We start from the raw sequence: 13,817 nt of genomic DNA on the forward strand, positions 1-13,817 counted from the left end.
ATGGGCATTCTGCATACTCTGAAATCTCTGCCCTGCGCACCTGCGCTGGCCGTTATGGCAGCAACTGCCGCACTGGGGGGCTGTGCAGATGCGCAGTCTTCCGCAGCAAAATCGCCGGCGGTAGCCGCAAGCAGCGCTGAAGATAACGCAAACGATCCGCGGCTGTGGATTTCAGATTTGCAGAACGGTGAATACCGTAACCCCATCCTGCATATCGATTATTCCGACCCTGACGTAGTGGCCGTTAACGGCCACTACTACATGACAGCATCAAGCTTTAACGCCGCCCCCGGCCTGCCGGTGCTGCACTCTACCGATCTGGTTAACTGGGAACTTATCAACTACGCCCTGCCACAGCAGGTACCATTGGATGTGTTCGCCACACCCCAGCACGGTAACGGCGTATGGGCACCAAATATCCGTTATCACGACGGTAAGTTCTGGATTTTTTACCCTGACCCCGATTTTGGTATTTACGTGACCACAGCCGCCGATCCCGCCGGAAAATGGAGCGAACCGGAATTAATTCTCGCCGGCAAAGGCCTTATCGACCCTACCCCGCTGTGGGATGATGATGGCAAAGCCTGGTTACTCCACGGCTGGGCAAAAAGCCGCGCCGGCTTTAACAATGTGCTCAGCTTACGGGAAATGTCCGGTGATGCCTCACAGGTAAGCGACACGTATACCCATGTGGTCGATGGCAATGCCATTGACGGTTACCGCACACTGGAAGGCCCCAAGTTTTATAAACGTAACGGCTACTATTACATTTTCGCCCCGGCCGGCGGCGTGGAGACCGGCTGGCAGTCGGTGTTCCGTTCTGACAACATCGCCGGCCCTTATACACCCCGAACCGTGATGGACCAGGGCGACACGCTCATTAACGGTCCCCATCAGGGTTCATGGATCCACACCAATAAAAACGAAGACTGGTTTATTCACTTTCAGTCCCGCAAAGCATACGGCCGCATTGTGCATTTACAACCCATGCACTGGGAAAACGACTGGCCTGTTATCGGTGAAGACAAAGACGGTGACGGTACCGGCGAACCGGTGTACCGCTGGAAAAAACCACTGACTGATATCCCGGGCGAAGTGAAACCTCAGCCCGCGACGGATGAATTCAATGACGAACTAGGCATTCAGTGGCAGTGGAATGCCAATTGGGAACGTGACTGGTACAGCATCGACAAACAGTCCGGCGTGCTCACCTTACCGGCACAGCCCAAAATCACCACCACCGGCGATAATCTCTGGTCTACACCGTCACTATTACTGCAAAAGCTGCCGGCGCTGACCTACGACGTGCGCGCTGAAATCATTCTGCAGGAAGACAGTGCACAGGCCGAAGGCGGATTGCTGCTGTTCGGTGAAGATTATGCCTGGATTGGATTAAAACCCGTAGATGGCGAAACCCATCTGGTTTACGCGCAGTGTAAAAACGCCCGCACCGGTTGCGATGAGTCGGTACACGACTATGGCCCGGTAAATGCACTGTTCAGTGAAAATGGAACAGCAGATGACAATGCCACCGTTAGAACCATCGAACTGCGCTATGTGATGGCCGGTGATGCCACCGCCATATTCAGTTACCGCGTTAACGCGGAAGCCGCCGGAAGCACCGCGCAGAGCGGCAACGCAACCCGCTTTACGGTGGTGGGCGAACAGTTTAAAGCCAGACGGGGCCGCTGGGTCGGCGCGAAAACCGGCCTGTTCAGTGTGTCTGCGGATGCAGACGCCGCAATGTCTGATGAACTGTCTGATGCAAAACAAAGCGCCCCGGCATCGCTGAAGGTGAACTACTTCAGATTTCTGCCGCGACGGAGACCTTAATCATGTTACAGGCTTTCATGCCACAATCTGATGTCAGCGCACGGCTTCGCCGTCTCACAGCCGCAGCCCTGTGCGCGATTTGTGCCACCGGCAGCATGCCGGTGAGCGCCAAAGATTATCCGGTGGACGACAGCTACAGCATTTCCCAGCGCTTCTATGCCTATCGTGATGAACATCCGGAGCTGAAAGAGCCGGTACTCTCCTTCACTGAAGGTCAGCAGGTGTTATTCGACCGCCGTTATAAAGTGGCAGACGGCCGTGAACTGCATCTGGATGTATTTTTGCCCGCCGCAGACAAAGCCAATGATCAGGCGATTATGTTCATTCACGGTGGCGGCTGGCGTTCAGGCAATAAAAGCCATTTCTACCCGCTGGCGAATTTACTGGCTCAGCAAGGTTATGTGGTGATCTCTCCTGAGTACCGGTTATCCATGGAAGCGCAATACCCTGCCGGGCTTGAAGACATCAACGACGCACTGGCGTTTGCAAAAGAGCATGCTGCTGCCTGGGGATTCAACCCGACCAGAATTGCCCTGGGCGGCGGCTCTTCCGGCGGTCATATGGCCGGACTCATTGGTAATACCGCCAACACCACCCTGTTTAAGGGTGAACATTCAGCAGACGCCGTGCGCGTAAACGCTGTCGTCGACCTTGACGGCGTGCTGGATTTCACCCACCCCTTGGCCCTTGCAAGTGAAAATAAACGCAAGGACAAATCCGCTGCCGGCATGTGGTTCGGCGGCGCGTATGAAACGCTGCCGGTACGCTGGGCAGAGGCATCCACCGCCAAACATATCGATGCAGACTCGCCGCCCATGCTTATCATCAGCAGCGGCCAGATGCGCTTTACCGCCGGCAAAGACGAAGTCCTCAGCAAACTAAGCAGCCACGGCATTGCCAGCAAGTATTATCAGTACGACAACAATATCCACACATTCTGGCTGTTTGAACCGTATCTCACAGAAACCGCAGAGCGGATCCACACCTTCTTAAGCCAGATAGCATCCGGAGTTAATCAATAATGGGTTTTCAAGCATCCCGACGCAACTTACTTAAATTAGCCGGCAGCAGCGCCGCCACCGCAGGTTTTCTGGGGTTATCAGGCTGCAGCAGTGTTACGCAAACCTTCACACAACCTGTGGCCACCGGCGATTTCGACTGGAACGACGATGCCCGCCGCATCCGTCAGCGTATCCGTGCACCTGAATTTCCGCCGTTGCATGTCAGCATTACTGAATACGGCGCAAAGCCAGCCGGTGAAAACAGCAGTCATGCAGATGCCACACAGGCTATCCGCGATGCCATCAGCGATGTGGCCGCAAAGGGCGGCGGTACCGTTGAAGTGCCTGCCGGTGAGTTTTATACCGGTCCCGTACATTTAAAATCCAATATCAATTTTTATCTTGCCAAAGGCGCGGTACTGCATTTCATTCCCGAACCTGAGCTTTACAAGCCTTATGTGTTCACCCGCTGGGAAGGCACTGAACTGATGGGCTATTCCCCGCTGATTTACGCCTTTGAAGAAACTAACGTGGCGATCACCGGCGAAGGGACACTGGAAGGCGGTGGCAGCCCGGACAACTGGTGGCCGTGGAAAGGTAAATGGAAAGAAGCCAAATGGGGCGATCATCCCGTGGCAAACCAGAAATACACCCGCGATGTGCTGCGTCAGATGGCCGAAGACGGTGTGCCGGTGGCAGAACGCGTGTTTGAAGAAAACTATCTGCGCCCGCCTTTCATCCAGCCATACCGCTGTAAGAACGTACTGATCTCCGGCGTAACTATCCGTAACTCTCCGTTCTGGCTGGTTAACCCGGTACTGTGTACCAATGTGACCGTGCGGGATATTTACTGTCACAGCTATGGCCCCAATTCTGACGGCTGCGATCCGGAAAGCTGTACCGATGTACTTATCGAGAACTGTACGTTCGATACAGGCGATGACTGTATTGCCATTAAATCAGGCCGGAATGCCGATGGCCGCCGCGTGGCACAGCCCTGTGAAAATATCCTTATTAACGACTGCACCATGAAAGCCGGTCATGGCGGTGTGGTAATTGGCAGTGAAATTTCCGGGGGCGTGCGTAACCTTTATGCACAGAACTGTGAAATGAGCAGCCCGGATCTCGACCGTGCCGTGCGCATTAAAACCAACTCCATCCGCGGCGGACACCTGCAGAACCTGAACTACCGTCAGTTCCGTGTGGGTCAGGTAAAAGATGCCGTGGTCATTAACTTCTTCTATGAAGAAGGCGATGTGGGTGAGTTTACACCCAAGCTGGAAGATATCACCATCGAGAACCTGTATGTGCAACATGCCGAACGGGCTTTTGTGCTGCGCGGGTACGATCACACGCCCATTACCGGCGTGGCGCTGAAAAATCTGATATTCACGAAGGTTGATAAAAAATCCATAATTGAGAATATAGATAATATCTCTCAGCAAAATATCCGTGTGAACGGAAAAACCGTGGAACTCCCTGATGTCTAGAATATGTTGTTTGTTGTTGGTCGTACTGTTAGCAGGATGCAGCAGCGAGAAGCCGGAACGCTTTTTACCTGAATCTGTCACTGCTGATGCCATTGTGGCCAGTACCGCCATCGACGAAACACATTATTCATCCATACAGGAAGCCATTAACGCCGCCCCGCAGGAGGGCGGCTGGACCATCGCCGTCGCGCCGGGAGAATATTACGAGCGCGTGGTGATAGATAAACCCGGCATCACCCTTATCGGTGCCGGTATGGATCAGACCAAAATTGTCTTCGACCGCTACGCCGGCAAAGCCGTTACCCGTGGCAGTGAAGAACACTGGGGCACCTCACGCAGTGCCACTGTGGAAATTACCCGTCCCGGCGTACACATTGCTAACCTCACCATCGAGAACGGCTTCGATTTTTTAACCGAAGATGCCAGAGAAAGCAGCGACCCGGCCAGAGTATCCGGTATGCAGGCCGTCGCCCTTAAAATTTCAGAATACACCGACAAAACCTTTATCGAGAATGTTGCCCTGCTCGGCTATCAGGACACCCTGTACGTCCGTGGCGGCCGCAGCTACTTCAAAGGCGGCGAAATCCGTGGCAATGTGGATTTCATATTCGGTGACGGCAATGCCTATTTCGATACTGTCAGTATCTATTCCCGCCCCAGAGGGAAAGACATGGACATCACCGGCTACATCACAGCCCCCAGCACGCTGATTTCAGATACCTTCGGCCTGACCTTCGTAAACTGCAAACTGCTGCGTGAAGAAGGCGTACCGGACAACTCCGTGCCACTGGGCAGACCCTGGCATCCCACCACCACCTTCGACGATGGCCGCTATGCCAATCCCTTTGCCATCGGTAAAGCCGTGTTTATCAACACCTGGATGGACGCCCACATCACCACAACCGGCTGGGCTTCCATGGGCGGTTCGACCAAAGAAGGCGGCAGAAAAGAATTCGACCCCATCAACGATGCACGCTTTGCGGAATACGGCAGCAGCGGTCCGGGTTACGCCATTAACGAACAGCGCCCCCAGCTAGGCGTGGAAAAAATGGATATTTATAAGCGGTTTAATATTTTGAATGGGTGGGAGCCTGAAACGAAGGCAAAGTAACGAAACCTTACAAACTTAGCTGAAATAAAGCACTTATCTGGCGTATAGTTTCCTCAAACGAAACAATCTACGAGGCTCAAGGATTGAGACATCCGGATAGAAAATCCCGTTACCCTGTTAAATACCTTCCCTATCTCATTGTCGGGTTCATCCTGTTAGCAGGCTTATTCTTCATTCCTGTTCCCCAGCTTTTTAAAACAAAGCTGGGTGCAACCTTATTGAATTCATGTCACATCGTATTCTTTTGTGCATTCGCTCTGGTGTTTTATCCCTACCTGAAAGGTTCTCACCTGAAACGTATTCCTGTTTTTTTACTGGTTGTGCTTGTACTCAGCTTCGTTATCGAGAATGTACAAAGCACTGTTCACCGTGCCTTTCAGTGGGAAGATATTTTAAGAAACGAGATCGGCGCATTCACGGGTATAGCGGTATATTTGTATCTGCAGAAAAACGCTATTGAACTCAAATACCGCATGCTCCTCCTTACAGCGAGCTTTGGTATGGTCTTCATAGAACGCGCCCCGTTATTCGAAAAGCTTATTAGTCACTTTATAAAAACATAACAGCGGGCAAGTTTTGTCTGGAAGGAACAACAAACATTAGGCAGACTGGCACAAATTTAATAATGGAAAACCTCTCTATGTCATTAAGTGTAAACAGTTACTTCGACGACAACGTAAAATCTATCGCTTTCGATTCAGCAAACGGCCCGTGTACCTCAGGTGTTATGCTGCCAGGCGAATATGTTTTCAGCACCTCTAAAGATGAACTGATGAAAGTGGTTGAAGGTGAGCTGATTGTAAAACTGCCCGGTTCAGACGAATTTCAGTCTTATAAAACAGGCACAGAGTTTAACGTCGCAGCGAATCAGTCTTTTGATGTGAAAGTGGAAGTGACTACGGCTTATCTTTGTTTTTATAGCTAAAAATAAATATCACAGGCGTAACGCCCGTTACGCCTATACTCAATTCTTTCCGCACATACCCGACCATCAAAGTTATTCTTTGAAACCACGACTCGAAAAACATACACTATGCCTAATAAGGAAGTTAGCGTAGTCAGTTCAATGCAAGTCAAAACCAACGTCATTAGCAAAGTACGCCTGCATAAACACATTACTATCGAGGATGATAAACGTGTGTTCGTGGTCGGCGATCTTGATGGCAATTTCACAAAGCTGAAATCAGAATTAGATAAAGTTGATTTCAACCCACAAGACGATGTACTAATAAGCTTAGGCGATATTATTGATCGCGGAAACGACAGCGCCAGACTCGTCGAATATATGCAGGAAATTAACGCCCATGTGGTGCTAGGCAATCATGAACACATGATGCTGGAAGCATTAATGGGTAGGGACAGTTACGCCATGCGCCTTTGGGTGCAAAATGGTGGCAAGTGGCATCAGACAGCGGACTTTCAAACGCTGGTAAGTATGTGCAAATGGTTCCTGCAACAACAGCTCGCAATAACTGTTGATTATCAGGGAAAGAAGATCGGCATTTCACATACCCTCCCCCCGACCTGGAGTTGGGAGCATATGCCACAAAATACTGAATCCTGTGCATTTCCGCTAATGTGGGATAGGGAAAGATTTAATAAAAAGTTGAATAAAGTAAACCACGGTGTTGATTATTCAATTCATGGACACAATTCGACAACAGAGCCAATTTGGATTGGTAATTCATACCATATAGACACAAATCGATTTGGTACACCGACTCTGCTAAACATCAACCTATTATCAAAATAAACTATTAGTGTTAAAAAGTTAATATTTGTAAAAGTATTTAGAAATATTAAAGAATAGCAGAAAGATATATCTGAGGATAAAATGAGTAACAAAAAACTTTTAGCAGTAGCGTCGGGCGGCGGACACTGGAAGCAACTAATGCTCATCAGGCCAGCTTTCTCAAATTTCAAAACTCATTTCATTACTACCATTAACGGTCTGCCTGAGCAAGAAAATATTGAGAGCTTCAGTATTGTTCGTGACTCAAACAAAACAAGTAAGTTTTCAATACTTATAACTGCTTTTCAAATATTGAAAGTCATATACACCATTAAACCAAAAATAATAATCTCAACTGGAGCGGGACCAGGTCTGATTGCAATAGCAATAGGAAGATTATTTGGTGCAAAAACTATTTGGATCGATAGTATAGCAAACGGTGAGGAATTATCTTTGGCAGGTAGGATTTCAAAGAAGATATCAAACGAAGTTCTAAGCCAATGGGAAGACGTAGCAAACAACAATAATGTTAATTTCAAGGGCTCCGTACTTTAATGAACAATATATTTGTAACAACCGGCACCCAATTACCGTTCAAAAGATTAGTAAATTGGACTCTTCAATGGGCTGAAAAAAACATTACTGCAACAGTGAAGATTCAGGCGATCGGATTAGAATACAGTAAAAAAAATGTCTCAATTTCAAGCAAACTGAAACCAAGTGAATACGATAATGCTATTAAGGGATGTACGAAATTAGTCGGCCACGCTGGTATAGGTACTATTATTACAGCACATGAGAATAATTTACCTTTAATAATGATCCCAAGAGAATTTACATTAGGGGAACATAGAAACAATCATCAAGCAGCAACAGCAAATAAATTTTCTAATGTTACAGGCATATACATCGCAAGAAGTTTTGAAGAATATGAGGAACTATTGAATAGAGATGACTTGGAAAAATGCTCAGCCAACGACTCTAAAAATAGAAATCAATTCGTGGAAAATCTTATCGATTTATTAGAGAAAATTTAATCATGCAAACAGTGAAAAATTTGCTTCTTGTCGCAAATTTATACCCAACAGAAAGCAAACCTTACTTTGGAACTTTTGTAAAAAGAGTTTTTGAGCAACTAGACGAAAAGTACTTCTATAAGACATTATCCGTACTACCACATTATGGTAATGGACCCCTAGGCTATATTAAATTCTATGCAAAGACATTTCAGAAAGCGCTCAGCCATAGAGGTATTATTTATGTACATTATGTATCACACAGTATGCCACCGATATTGCTCGCACAATTAATTTCCTCTAAGTTCAAAATAGTTATTAATTACCATGGAAGCGATGCGTTCCCCGAAAAAAACGAAAATTGGCTAAAATCAAATATCAAGGAATTGATTTGCAAATATTCAAATTCAATAGCAACAAAAATTATAGTACCTTCCGAATATTTTAAAGAAAAAGTAAAAGAAAAGTTTAATATTGATGACAACAAGATATTCATTTCACCTTCCGGCGGGTATGACGGCAAAGTTTTTTTCGAGAAAAATATTGGCCCTAGAAAAGTAAAAACTTATATATTCGCTAGTAGAATGGTTCCGGGGAAAGGAGCAAAGATAGCAGCTCAATCTGCAATTGAAATTGCAAAAAAAAATGAGAATGTAAATTTCATTTTCATAGGAAATGGCCCTGAGAAAGAGAGAGTAGAAACGCTATTGGCTCCATTGATTGAAGCCAATAAGTGTAAAATGTTCAATGCACTGAATCAAAATGAACTATCAAAAGCGTTTCAAAGTGCGGATTTCTTTTTGTTTCCTTCCCACAGAGAAGGTGAGTCTTTAGGCTTAGTATTAGTGGAATCTATCGCCTGTGGCGCGATACCACTTGTGGTAAATCAAGGTGCAATCGGGGAAATAATAGGGAACGAAACGCGACTAATGTGCAACGATACTAGTGACTACATAAATTTAGTTGAGAATTCTTTACTAATCTCTGATGAAGAAGAGAATCTTATAAAAGATAATTTAAGAAAAAGGATAGAAAAGTATCGCTCAGAGAATGTATCTACTGATCTTAACAAATTTTTTAAGGAAATAACGAATGAATAAAAAATATCTGATAATTGCTGGAAGTGAAAAATCAGGAACAACTTCGTTATACCAATACTTGATAGATACTCAGAGCTTTAATCAATCGAGAAAGAAAGAAACCGACTATTTCCGAAATACACAAAATTTATCTGAAACGAATTATATTGAAGAGTTCGCTCTAAATAGCTCTGAAAAACCATTCTTAGAAGCATCACCAGGCTATCTATCAGATAGTGAAATAGCCGCAATTAATATAGCAAAAACAATCACATCGTATCATCTAGTTTTCTGTCTAAGAAATCCAATAGATAGATTTATAAGTAGTTTCGATTTCAGGAAATCAAGACTCTACATCCCTAAAGAAATGGAAATTGAAGAATATTTTGAACATTGTTTAGAATATGATGCTACAGGAAATATACCCGAAAAACTAAATGATTGGAGTGTAAAGGTTCTTGATACCGGTAAATACGGCAAACACCTTAGTAACTTTGAAATACACTGTAAGGACAATTATTCCGTATTTTCATTTGAAAAAATTGTTATGAATCCAAGGGATGTGATAAATAAAATCTTCGCTAAAATGGAAATGGATAACAATTTTGATGATAACTATGTATTTCACAAAAATAATGTTACCACCTCATACAAGCATGCGAAAATTCAAGCTATCGCTCTAAAAACAAACTCTATTATGGAACCTATTTTTTTCAGATACCCCAAAATAAAGAGAACTCTATTAAAAGCATACAAGTCGCTAAATAGTTCAACTGATGGCAAAACAATGATCGATGATAAATTTAGAAGTCGATTACAAGATTATTATAGGGATGACATTAAGAGCCTAAATGATATGGGGTTTTCAGAAATAACAGATTCATGGGGTATAAAGTAGATGCAAGGCGGATTTTACAACGCGATACAGTTTCACAGAATTGGAAATTGGTTTAAGAGAAAAAAAATACCGTTTTTACCAAGAATAATGGAAGGACTAATATATGCTCTTTTCAACTGCACCATTCCACTAAGAGCAAAAATTGGTAAAGGAACCTTTTGTAGTCACAGAGGAATGGCTGTGGTGATTCACAAAAATTCAGAGATAGGTGAAAATTGTATAATTGGAACAAGTGTGGTCTTAGGCGGGAGACACGAACAGAATCCAGGAGGCCCCAAACTTGGAAACAACGTATACATAGGTACCGGAGCAAAGATAATTGGTCCAGTAAAGATTGGTAACAACTGTAAGATCGGCGCTAACGCTGTCGTCATGATCGACATGCCTGATAACAGCACAGCTGTAGGTATCCCAGCTAAACTGATTAAAAACAATGAATGCATCACTACAAAAAATTGATGAAAACAGTAAGATAATCAAATTAGTTTATACACTATTATTGGTATATTGCTTTTCAATAATCGCAATTGAAACGATCAATGGTTTGATGATATTGAAAGGAATCAATGCACTCAATGCACTAATAGCAGCTGGAAAACTTTTTGTAAGTCTATTACTATTTTTATTTTTATCCTTCACGTTTCAAAGGCAATTTTTATATTTAGTGATTATTTCAGCATCTCTATTCTCATTGATTTTTCTACATCAATTAGTAGGAACGGATGAAGATGGAAGAAGCATATCGATACTTTTTAAAATTTTTAACAACTTCGGAATAGCGTACTTTCTTTACTTTCTAGTTAAAAATAACCAAAAAGATTTAGTATCAAAAATCATAACAATAAATTATATAATGTTGCTATTAAACATCTTTTTAGGCTCGTTTGGAATAGGTTTCTCTAACTACAATTCAGCTGACGAAACTGCAATCGGAGGAACAGGTCTACTGTATGCCGGAAATGAAGTGGGTATCACCTTCATGTTGTCATATGGGTCTATGCTCTTCCTGAACAAATCGAAACCGATTAAGTTGCTTATAATTATTACGACATCCACGATTGCTTCATTTTTTATTTTAAGTAAAGTTGCACTTTTAGGAATATCGCTAATTACGCTAAGCCTATTATACAATCATGGAAAATTTATATTTCTAATAACAACTAGCTTTATATCGGTAGCAATAATAAGTACAATCCCAATTTGGCTTCCTCACTTTCAATTAGCTATTAATCGATGGTATTTCTTGATTAATAGTTATGGTATAGAATCATTTGTATTCGGCGGCCATAAAAGACTGGAATATATTTCTGAATATTTAGATAAGTTAGCGAATGAACCTTATCTTCTTGTTACAGGTTATGGCTGGATAGGTGAAGCTGAAAACAACTTCTTTGATTTAATAGAAGCCTTTGGTATTTTAGGACTAGTAATTTTTATTCTATTCTCTAGAAGCATTTTCACAATTATAAAAATAAGACAGAATAAAGCAAACACAGCACTAGAAAACACTTGCATTTCCACACTAAAATTTAATGCGATTTTAGCATTTGTCGTGATGATAATTGCTGGCCATGCGGTTCAGTCATCTTTGATAGCACCATTTTTCGGTTTTTTCTTTATAGCACACAAATTTTTAAAATCTACTTCGGAAAAAAATAGATGTCCAGATACATTATAGGCACCGGTTGGTGGTGTACAGAGAATGAAGAACGTGATTTAAAATTTCTCAATGGAGAAGATTACATTCGAAGTGCAAGTTTCAACGAACTATGGCAAAAAGCTATAATCCAAAATTGCAACCCAGAAAGTATTGTTGTGATTGACAGCGCCAGCCCAATAAAGCCTAATTTTGAGGATAGCACATTACCCTTAAGAATTATCGAGTTACCTATTAACTTAGGTCACGCCACTAATCTAAAAAATTCTAAGTTTTGTGGTTGGACTGCATCTGTAATTATGTCAATGCAATATGCTTCTTTTTCTGATGCTGAGTTTTATGTGTACGTGGAGCAAGATGTTCTGCTATCAGGAACTGGTATCATTGAAAAGTCAATAGAGACAATGGGTAATAGTGATTTTCTATTTGGTGCTACTGATAACTATAGCCAACCATTACAACAATCATTTTTTATAGTAAGAAAAAAAGCTATTGATGGATTTTTATCCAATCTTAACAAAATAAGCTACACAGATGCGGAAATAGCACCCGAAGTAAAATTTGCCCTTGCTACAAGTTCTCTCTTTATGATGTTGCCTCATTTCTTATTTAAGCAACAATTTAGTCTGTTTGGAAAATTAAAGAGAAGAGTAATTTGCTGGTTATTCAAGAATCTTTCAAATTATGAAACTATGAAATTTGGTTATGGTAGAAATCGGCCTATAAATTTTAACGATGATTTCTTTTACTTTCAGCATGCCTCTGAAACTGAATTGAATAACTACATCGCTAAAGAATTCAACGATGAAAGCAATTAAGTTTGTACTGTCTTTTGCAATTTCACTCCTATCTGGTATCGGATACTCTATAATAGTATCTAGATTGCTTGGTGTAGAGGACCGTGGCGAACTATATTCATATCAGTTGCCTGCGCTAATTATTTCCACAATATTATTTTCCTCCTTTTCGATACCAGTATATAAGTTTAACTTAAAAAATAGTTCATATTTCAGTCTAAAATCTACATTTCTCGGAGTGATATCAACCCTATTTTTAGTAGTGATGATAGCAGTTACTTATGCAATGTTGTCGAATACTATCAATGATGTGTATCTACTTATTTTCCTTTCAGTTACACAAGGTCTTAATGTATTACTTTTGGAGATTACGAGATTTAACACATCAAACAATAGATTTTTTATTTCTTCGACAGTGACACCGCTTTCTATAGTTGCAATAATTTTATTATCTATAGTGTTTTTTAATAAAATTAGTGTCTACAATGCTGTAATTTGTCTAAGTCTTGCTTATGTATTATCGACATTTGTACTTTTTGTACTTAACAAAAACATCTTCAATTTCAAAAAAAAGATTCAAATAACAAAGGAATTTACTTTTGAGTTAGCAAGATATTTTCGATTTAAGGTTCTTTCCGTACTTACAATTTACTTAGACAAGGTATTTATAACTCTATTCTTTTCAGCTAGAGAGATTGGTTTAATAGCGATTTGTATATCGCTAGAAAGCGTTTCCAGCAAACTATACACACAGTTGTCAAACTATGAAATGAATATTGTTGCAAACGGAAATAATTTGACACAAAGAAGAAATCTCTTTCTTGTAAGTATCTTGGTTGGTGTATCTGGTTATTTCGCATCAGAATTTTTGGGAGGTTTTATTATCTCAATTTTATTCGGTCACGAGTATGCACAAGCCTCTGAATATCTCAGTATTATTATTTTAATTTCCGTATTAAATGGTATTGCTTGGCAAATAAGTCAAGAGTGGGTATTAGATTCGAAGTACGATTTAATAAATAAAAGACAACTAATTGGCATTATTCTTACTATTTTGACGATAGTTCTTACATCTAAAGAAAGTTTACTATTAGAAGATTTTCTATATATAATGGCAATAGTATCTTTAATTAAGTTTGTTTATACAGTATCAAATAACAGATCAGTTTTTTCTCTATTGAGAAATTAGAATCCAACATTTAA

The 13,817-nt window shown here is 42.1% G+C and carries 15 protein-coding genes; all 15 read left to right on the forward strand.

The window, feature by feature from the left end; translation table 11 throughout:
• Positions 1 to 1,833: a glycoside hydrolase family 43 protein gene (locus tag ACXAGR_RS07480; RefSeq protein ID WP_474849055.1), complete on the forward strand. Its 1,833-nt coding sequence runs from the start codon at positions 1 to 3 to the stop codon at positions 1,831 to 1,833.
• 2 nt (positions 1,834 to 1,835) lie between these two features.
• Positions 1,836 to 2,855, forward strand: a complete 1,020-nt coding sequence (locus ACXAGR_RS07485) for an alpha/beta hydrolase fold domain-containing protein (protein WP_474849057.1) — start codon at positions 1,836 to 1,838, stop codon at positions 2,853 to 2,855.
• Entirely contained in the window at positions 2,855 to 4,324 is a 1,470-nt protein-coding gene (locus ACXAGR_RS07490) for a glycoside hydrolase family 28 protein (protein ID WP_474849059.1), read from the forward strand. The genes ACXAGR_RS07485 and ACXAGR_RS07490 overlap by 1 nt, the downstream gene beginning before the upstream one ends.
• A complete protein-coding gene (locus tag ACXAGR_RS07495) occupies positions 4,317 to 5,435 on the forward strand; it encodes a pectinesterase family protein (protein WP_474849061.1) in 1,119 nt (372 codons plus the stop codon). The genes ACXAGR_RS07490 and ACXAGR_RS07495 overlap by 8 nt, the downstream gene beginning before the upstream one ends.
• Before the next feature lie 83 nt (positions 5,436 to 5,518).
• On the forward strand, positions 5,519 to 5,998 hold the full coding sequence (locus ACXAGR_RS07500) for a VanZ family protein (RefSeq protein ID WP_474849063.1): 480 nt from the start codon (positions 5,519 to 5,521) through the stop codon (positions 5,996 to 5,998).
• A gap of 77 nt (positions 5,999 to 6,075) precedes the next feature.
• Positions 6,076 to 6,360, forward strand: a complete 285-nt coding sequence (gene ppnP, locus ACXAGR_RS07505; protein WP_119499723.1) for a pyrimidine/purine nucleoside phosphorylase — start codon at positions 6,076 to 6,078, stop codon at positions 6,358 to 6,360.
• A gap of 141 nt (positions 6,361 to 6,501) precedes the next feature.
• Positions 6,502 to 7,188 carry a metallophosphoesterase gene (locus ACXAGR_RS07510; protein WP_474849065.1) on the forward strand — a complete coding sequence of 229 codons (687 nt, stop codon included), beginning with the start codon at positions 6,502 to 6,504 and terminating at the stop codon, positions 7,186 to 7,188.
• A gap of 81 nt (positions 7,189 to 7,269) precedes the next feature.
• Positions 7,270 to 7,722, forward strand: coding sequence for a hypothetical protein (locus ACXAGR_RS07515; protein ID WP_474849067.1), 453 nt, complete (start codon positions 7,270 to 7,272; stop codon positions 7,720 to 7,722).
• A complete protein-coding gene (locus ACXAGR_RS07520) occupies positions 7,722 to 8,204 on the forward strand; it encodes a glycosyltransferase (RefSeq protein WP_474849069.1) in 483 nt (160 codons plus the stop codon). Before ACXAGR_RS07515 ends, ACXAGR_RS07520 begins: the two co-directional genes overlap by 1 nt.
• Positions 8,205 to 8,206: 2 nt before the next feature.
• Positions 8,207 to 9,283 carry a glycosyltransferase family 4 protein gene (locus tag ACXAGR_RS07525; protein ID WP_474849071.1) on the forward strand — a complete coding sequence of 359 codons (1,077 nt, stop codon included), beginning with the start codon at positions 8,207 to 8,209 and terminating at the stop codon, positions 9,281 to 9,283.
• Complete coding sequence (locus ACXAGR_RS07530) at positions 9,276 to 10,160, forward strand: sulfotransferase domain-containing protein (RefSeq protein ID WP_474849073.1); 885 nt, start codon at positions 9,276 to 9,278, stop codon at positions 10,158 to 10,160. The genes ACXAGR_RS07525 and ACXAGR_RS07530 overlap by 8 nt, the downstream gene beginning before the upstream one ends.
• Positions 10,161 to 10,619: a serine O-acetyltransferase gene (locus tag ACXAGR_RS07535; RefSeq protein ID WP_474849075.1), complete on the forward strand. Its 459-nt coding sequence runs from the start codon at positions 10,161 to 10,163 to the stop codon at positions 10,617 to 10,619. It begins immediately after the preceding gene.
• Positions 10,594 to 11,838 carry a hypothetical protein gene (locus tag ACXAGR_RS07540; RefSeq protein ID WP_474849076.1) on the forward strand — a complete coding sequence of 415 codons (1,245 nt, stop codon included), beginning with the start codon at positions 10,594 to 10,596 and terminating at the stop codon, positions 11,836 to 11,838. The genes ACXAGR_RS07535 and ACXAGR_RS07540 overlap by 26 nt, the downstream gene beginning before the upstream one ends.
• Positions 11,820 to 12,635: a hypothetical protein gene (locus ACXAGR_RS07545; protein ID WP_474849078.1), complete on the forward strand. Its 816-nt coding sequence runs from the start codon at positions 11,820 to 11,822 to the stop codon at positions 12,633 to 12,635. Before ACXAGR_RS07540 ends, ACXAGR_RS07545 begins: the two co-directional genes overlap by 19 nt.
• A complete protein-coding gene (locus ACXAGR_RS07550) occupies positions 12,622 to 13,803 on the forward strand; it encodes an MATE family efflux transporter (protein ID WP_474849080.1) in 1,182 nt (393 codons plus the stop codon). The genes ACXAGR_RS07545 and ACXAGR_RS07550 overlap by 14 nt, the downstream gene beginning before the upstream one ends.
• The last annotated feature ends 14 nt before the right edge of the window (positions 13,804 to 13,817 follow it).

The organism is Alteromonas sp. ABH4_457, from assembly GCF_056160625.1.

Coding starts and splice junctions, on each gene's coding strand:
- ACXAGR_RS07535 (WP_474849075.1), top strand. CDS start 10,161: ATGCAAGGCGGATTTTACAACGCGATACAGTTTCACAGAATTGGAAAT.
- ACXAGR_RS07525 (WP_474849071.1), top strand. CDS start 8,207: ATGCAAACAGTGAAAAATTTGCTTCTTGTCGCAAATTTATACCCAACA.
- ACXAGR_RS07510 (WP_474849065.1), top strand. CDS start 6,502: ATGCAAGTCAAAACCAACGTCATTAGCAAAGTACGCCTGCATAAACAC.
- ACXAGR_RS07540 (WP_474849076.1), top strand. CDS start 10,594: ATGAATGCATCACTACAAAAAATTGATGAAAACAGTAAGATAATCAAA.
- ACXAGR_RS07495 (WP_474849061.1), top strand. CDS start 4,317: ATGTCTAGAATATGTTGTTTGTTGTTGGTCGTACTGTTAGCAGGATGC.
- ppnP (WP_119499723.1), top strand. CDS start 6,076: ATGTCATTAAGTGTAAACAGTTACTTCGACGACAACGTAAAATCTATC.
- ACXAGR_RS07485 (WP_474849057.1), top strand. CDS start 1,836: ATGTTACAGGCTTTCATGCCACAATCTGATGTCAGCGCACGGCTTCGC.
- ACXAGR_RS07515 (WP_474849067.1), top strand. CDS start 7,270: ATGAGTAACAAAAAACTTTTAGCAGTAGCGTCGGGCGGCGGACACTGG.
- ACXAGR_RS07550 (WP_474849080.1), top strand. CDS start 12,622: ATGAAAGCAATTAAGTTTGTACTGTCTTTTGCAATTTCACTCCTATCT.
- ACXAGR_RS07545 (WP_474849078.1), top strand. CDS start 11,820: ATGTCCAGATACATTATAGGCACCGGTTGGTGGTGTACAGAGAATGAA.
- ACXAGR_RS07530 (WP_474849073.1), top strand. CDS start 9,276: ATGAATAAAAAATATCTGATAATTGCTGGAAGTGAAAAATCAGGAACA.
- ACXAGR_RS07480 (WP_474849055.1), top strand. CDS start 1: ATGGGCATTCTGCATACTCTGAAATCTCTGCCCTGCGCACCTGCGCTG.
- ACXAGR_RS07520 (WP_474849069.1), top strand. CDS start 7,722: ATGAACAATATATTTGTAACAACCGGCACCCAATTACCGTTCAAAAGA.
- ACXAGR_RS07490 (WP_474849059.1), top strand. CDS start 2,855: ATGGGTTTTCAAGCATCCCGACGCAACTTACTTAAATTAGCCGGCAGC.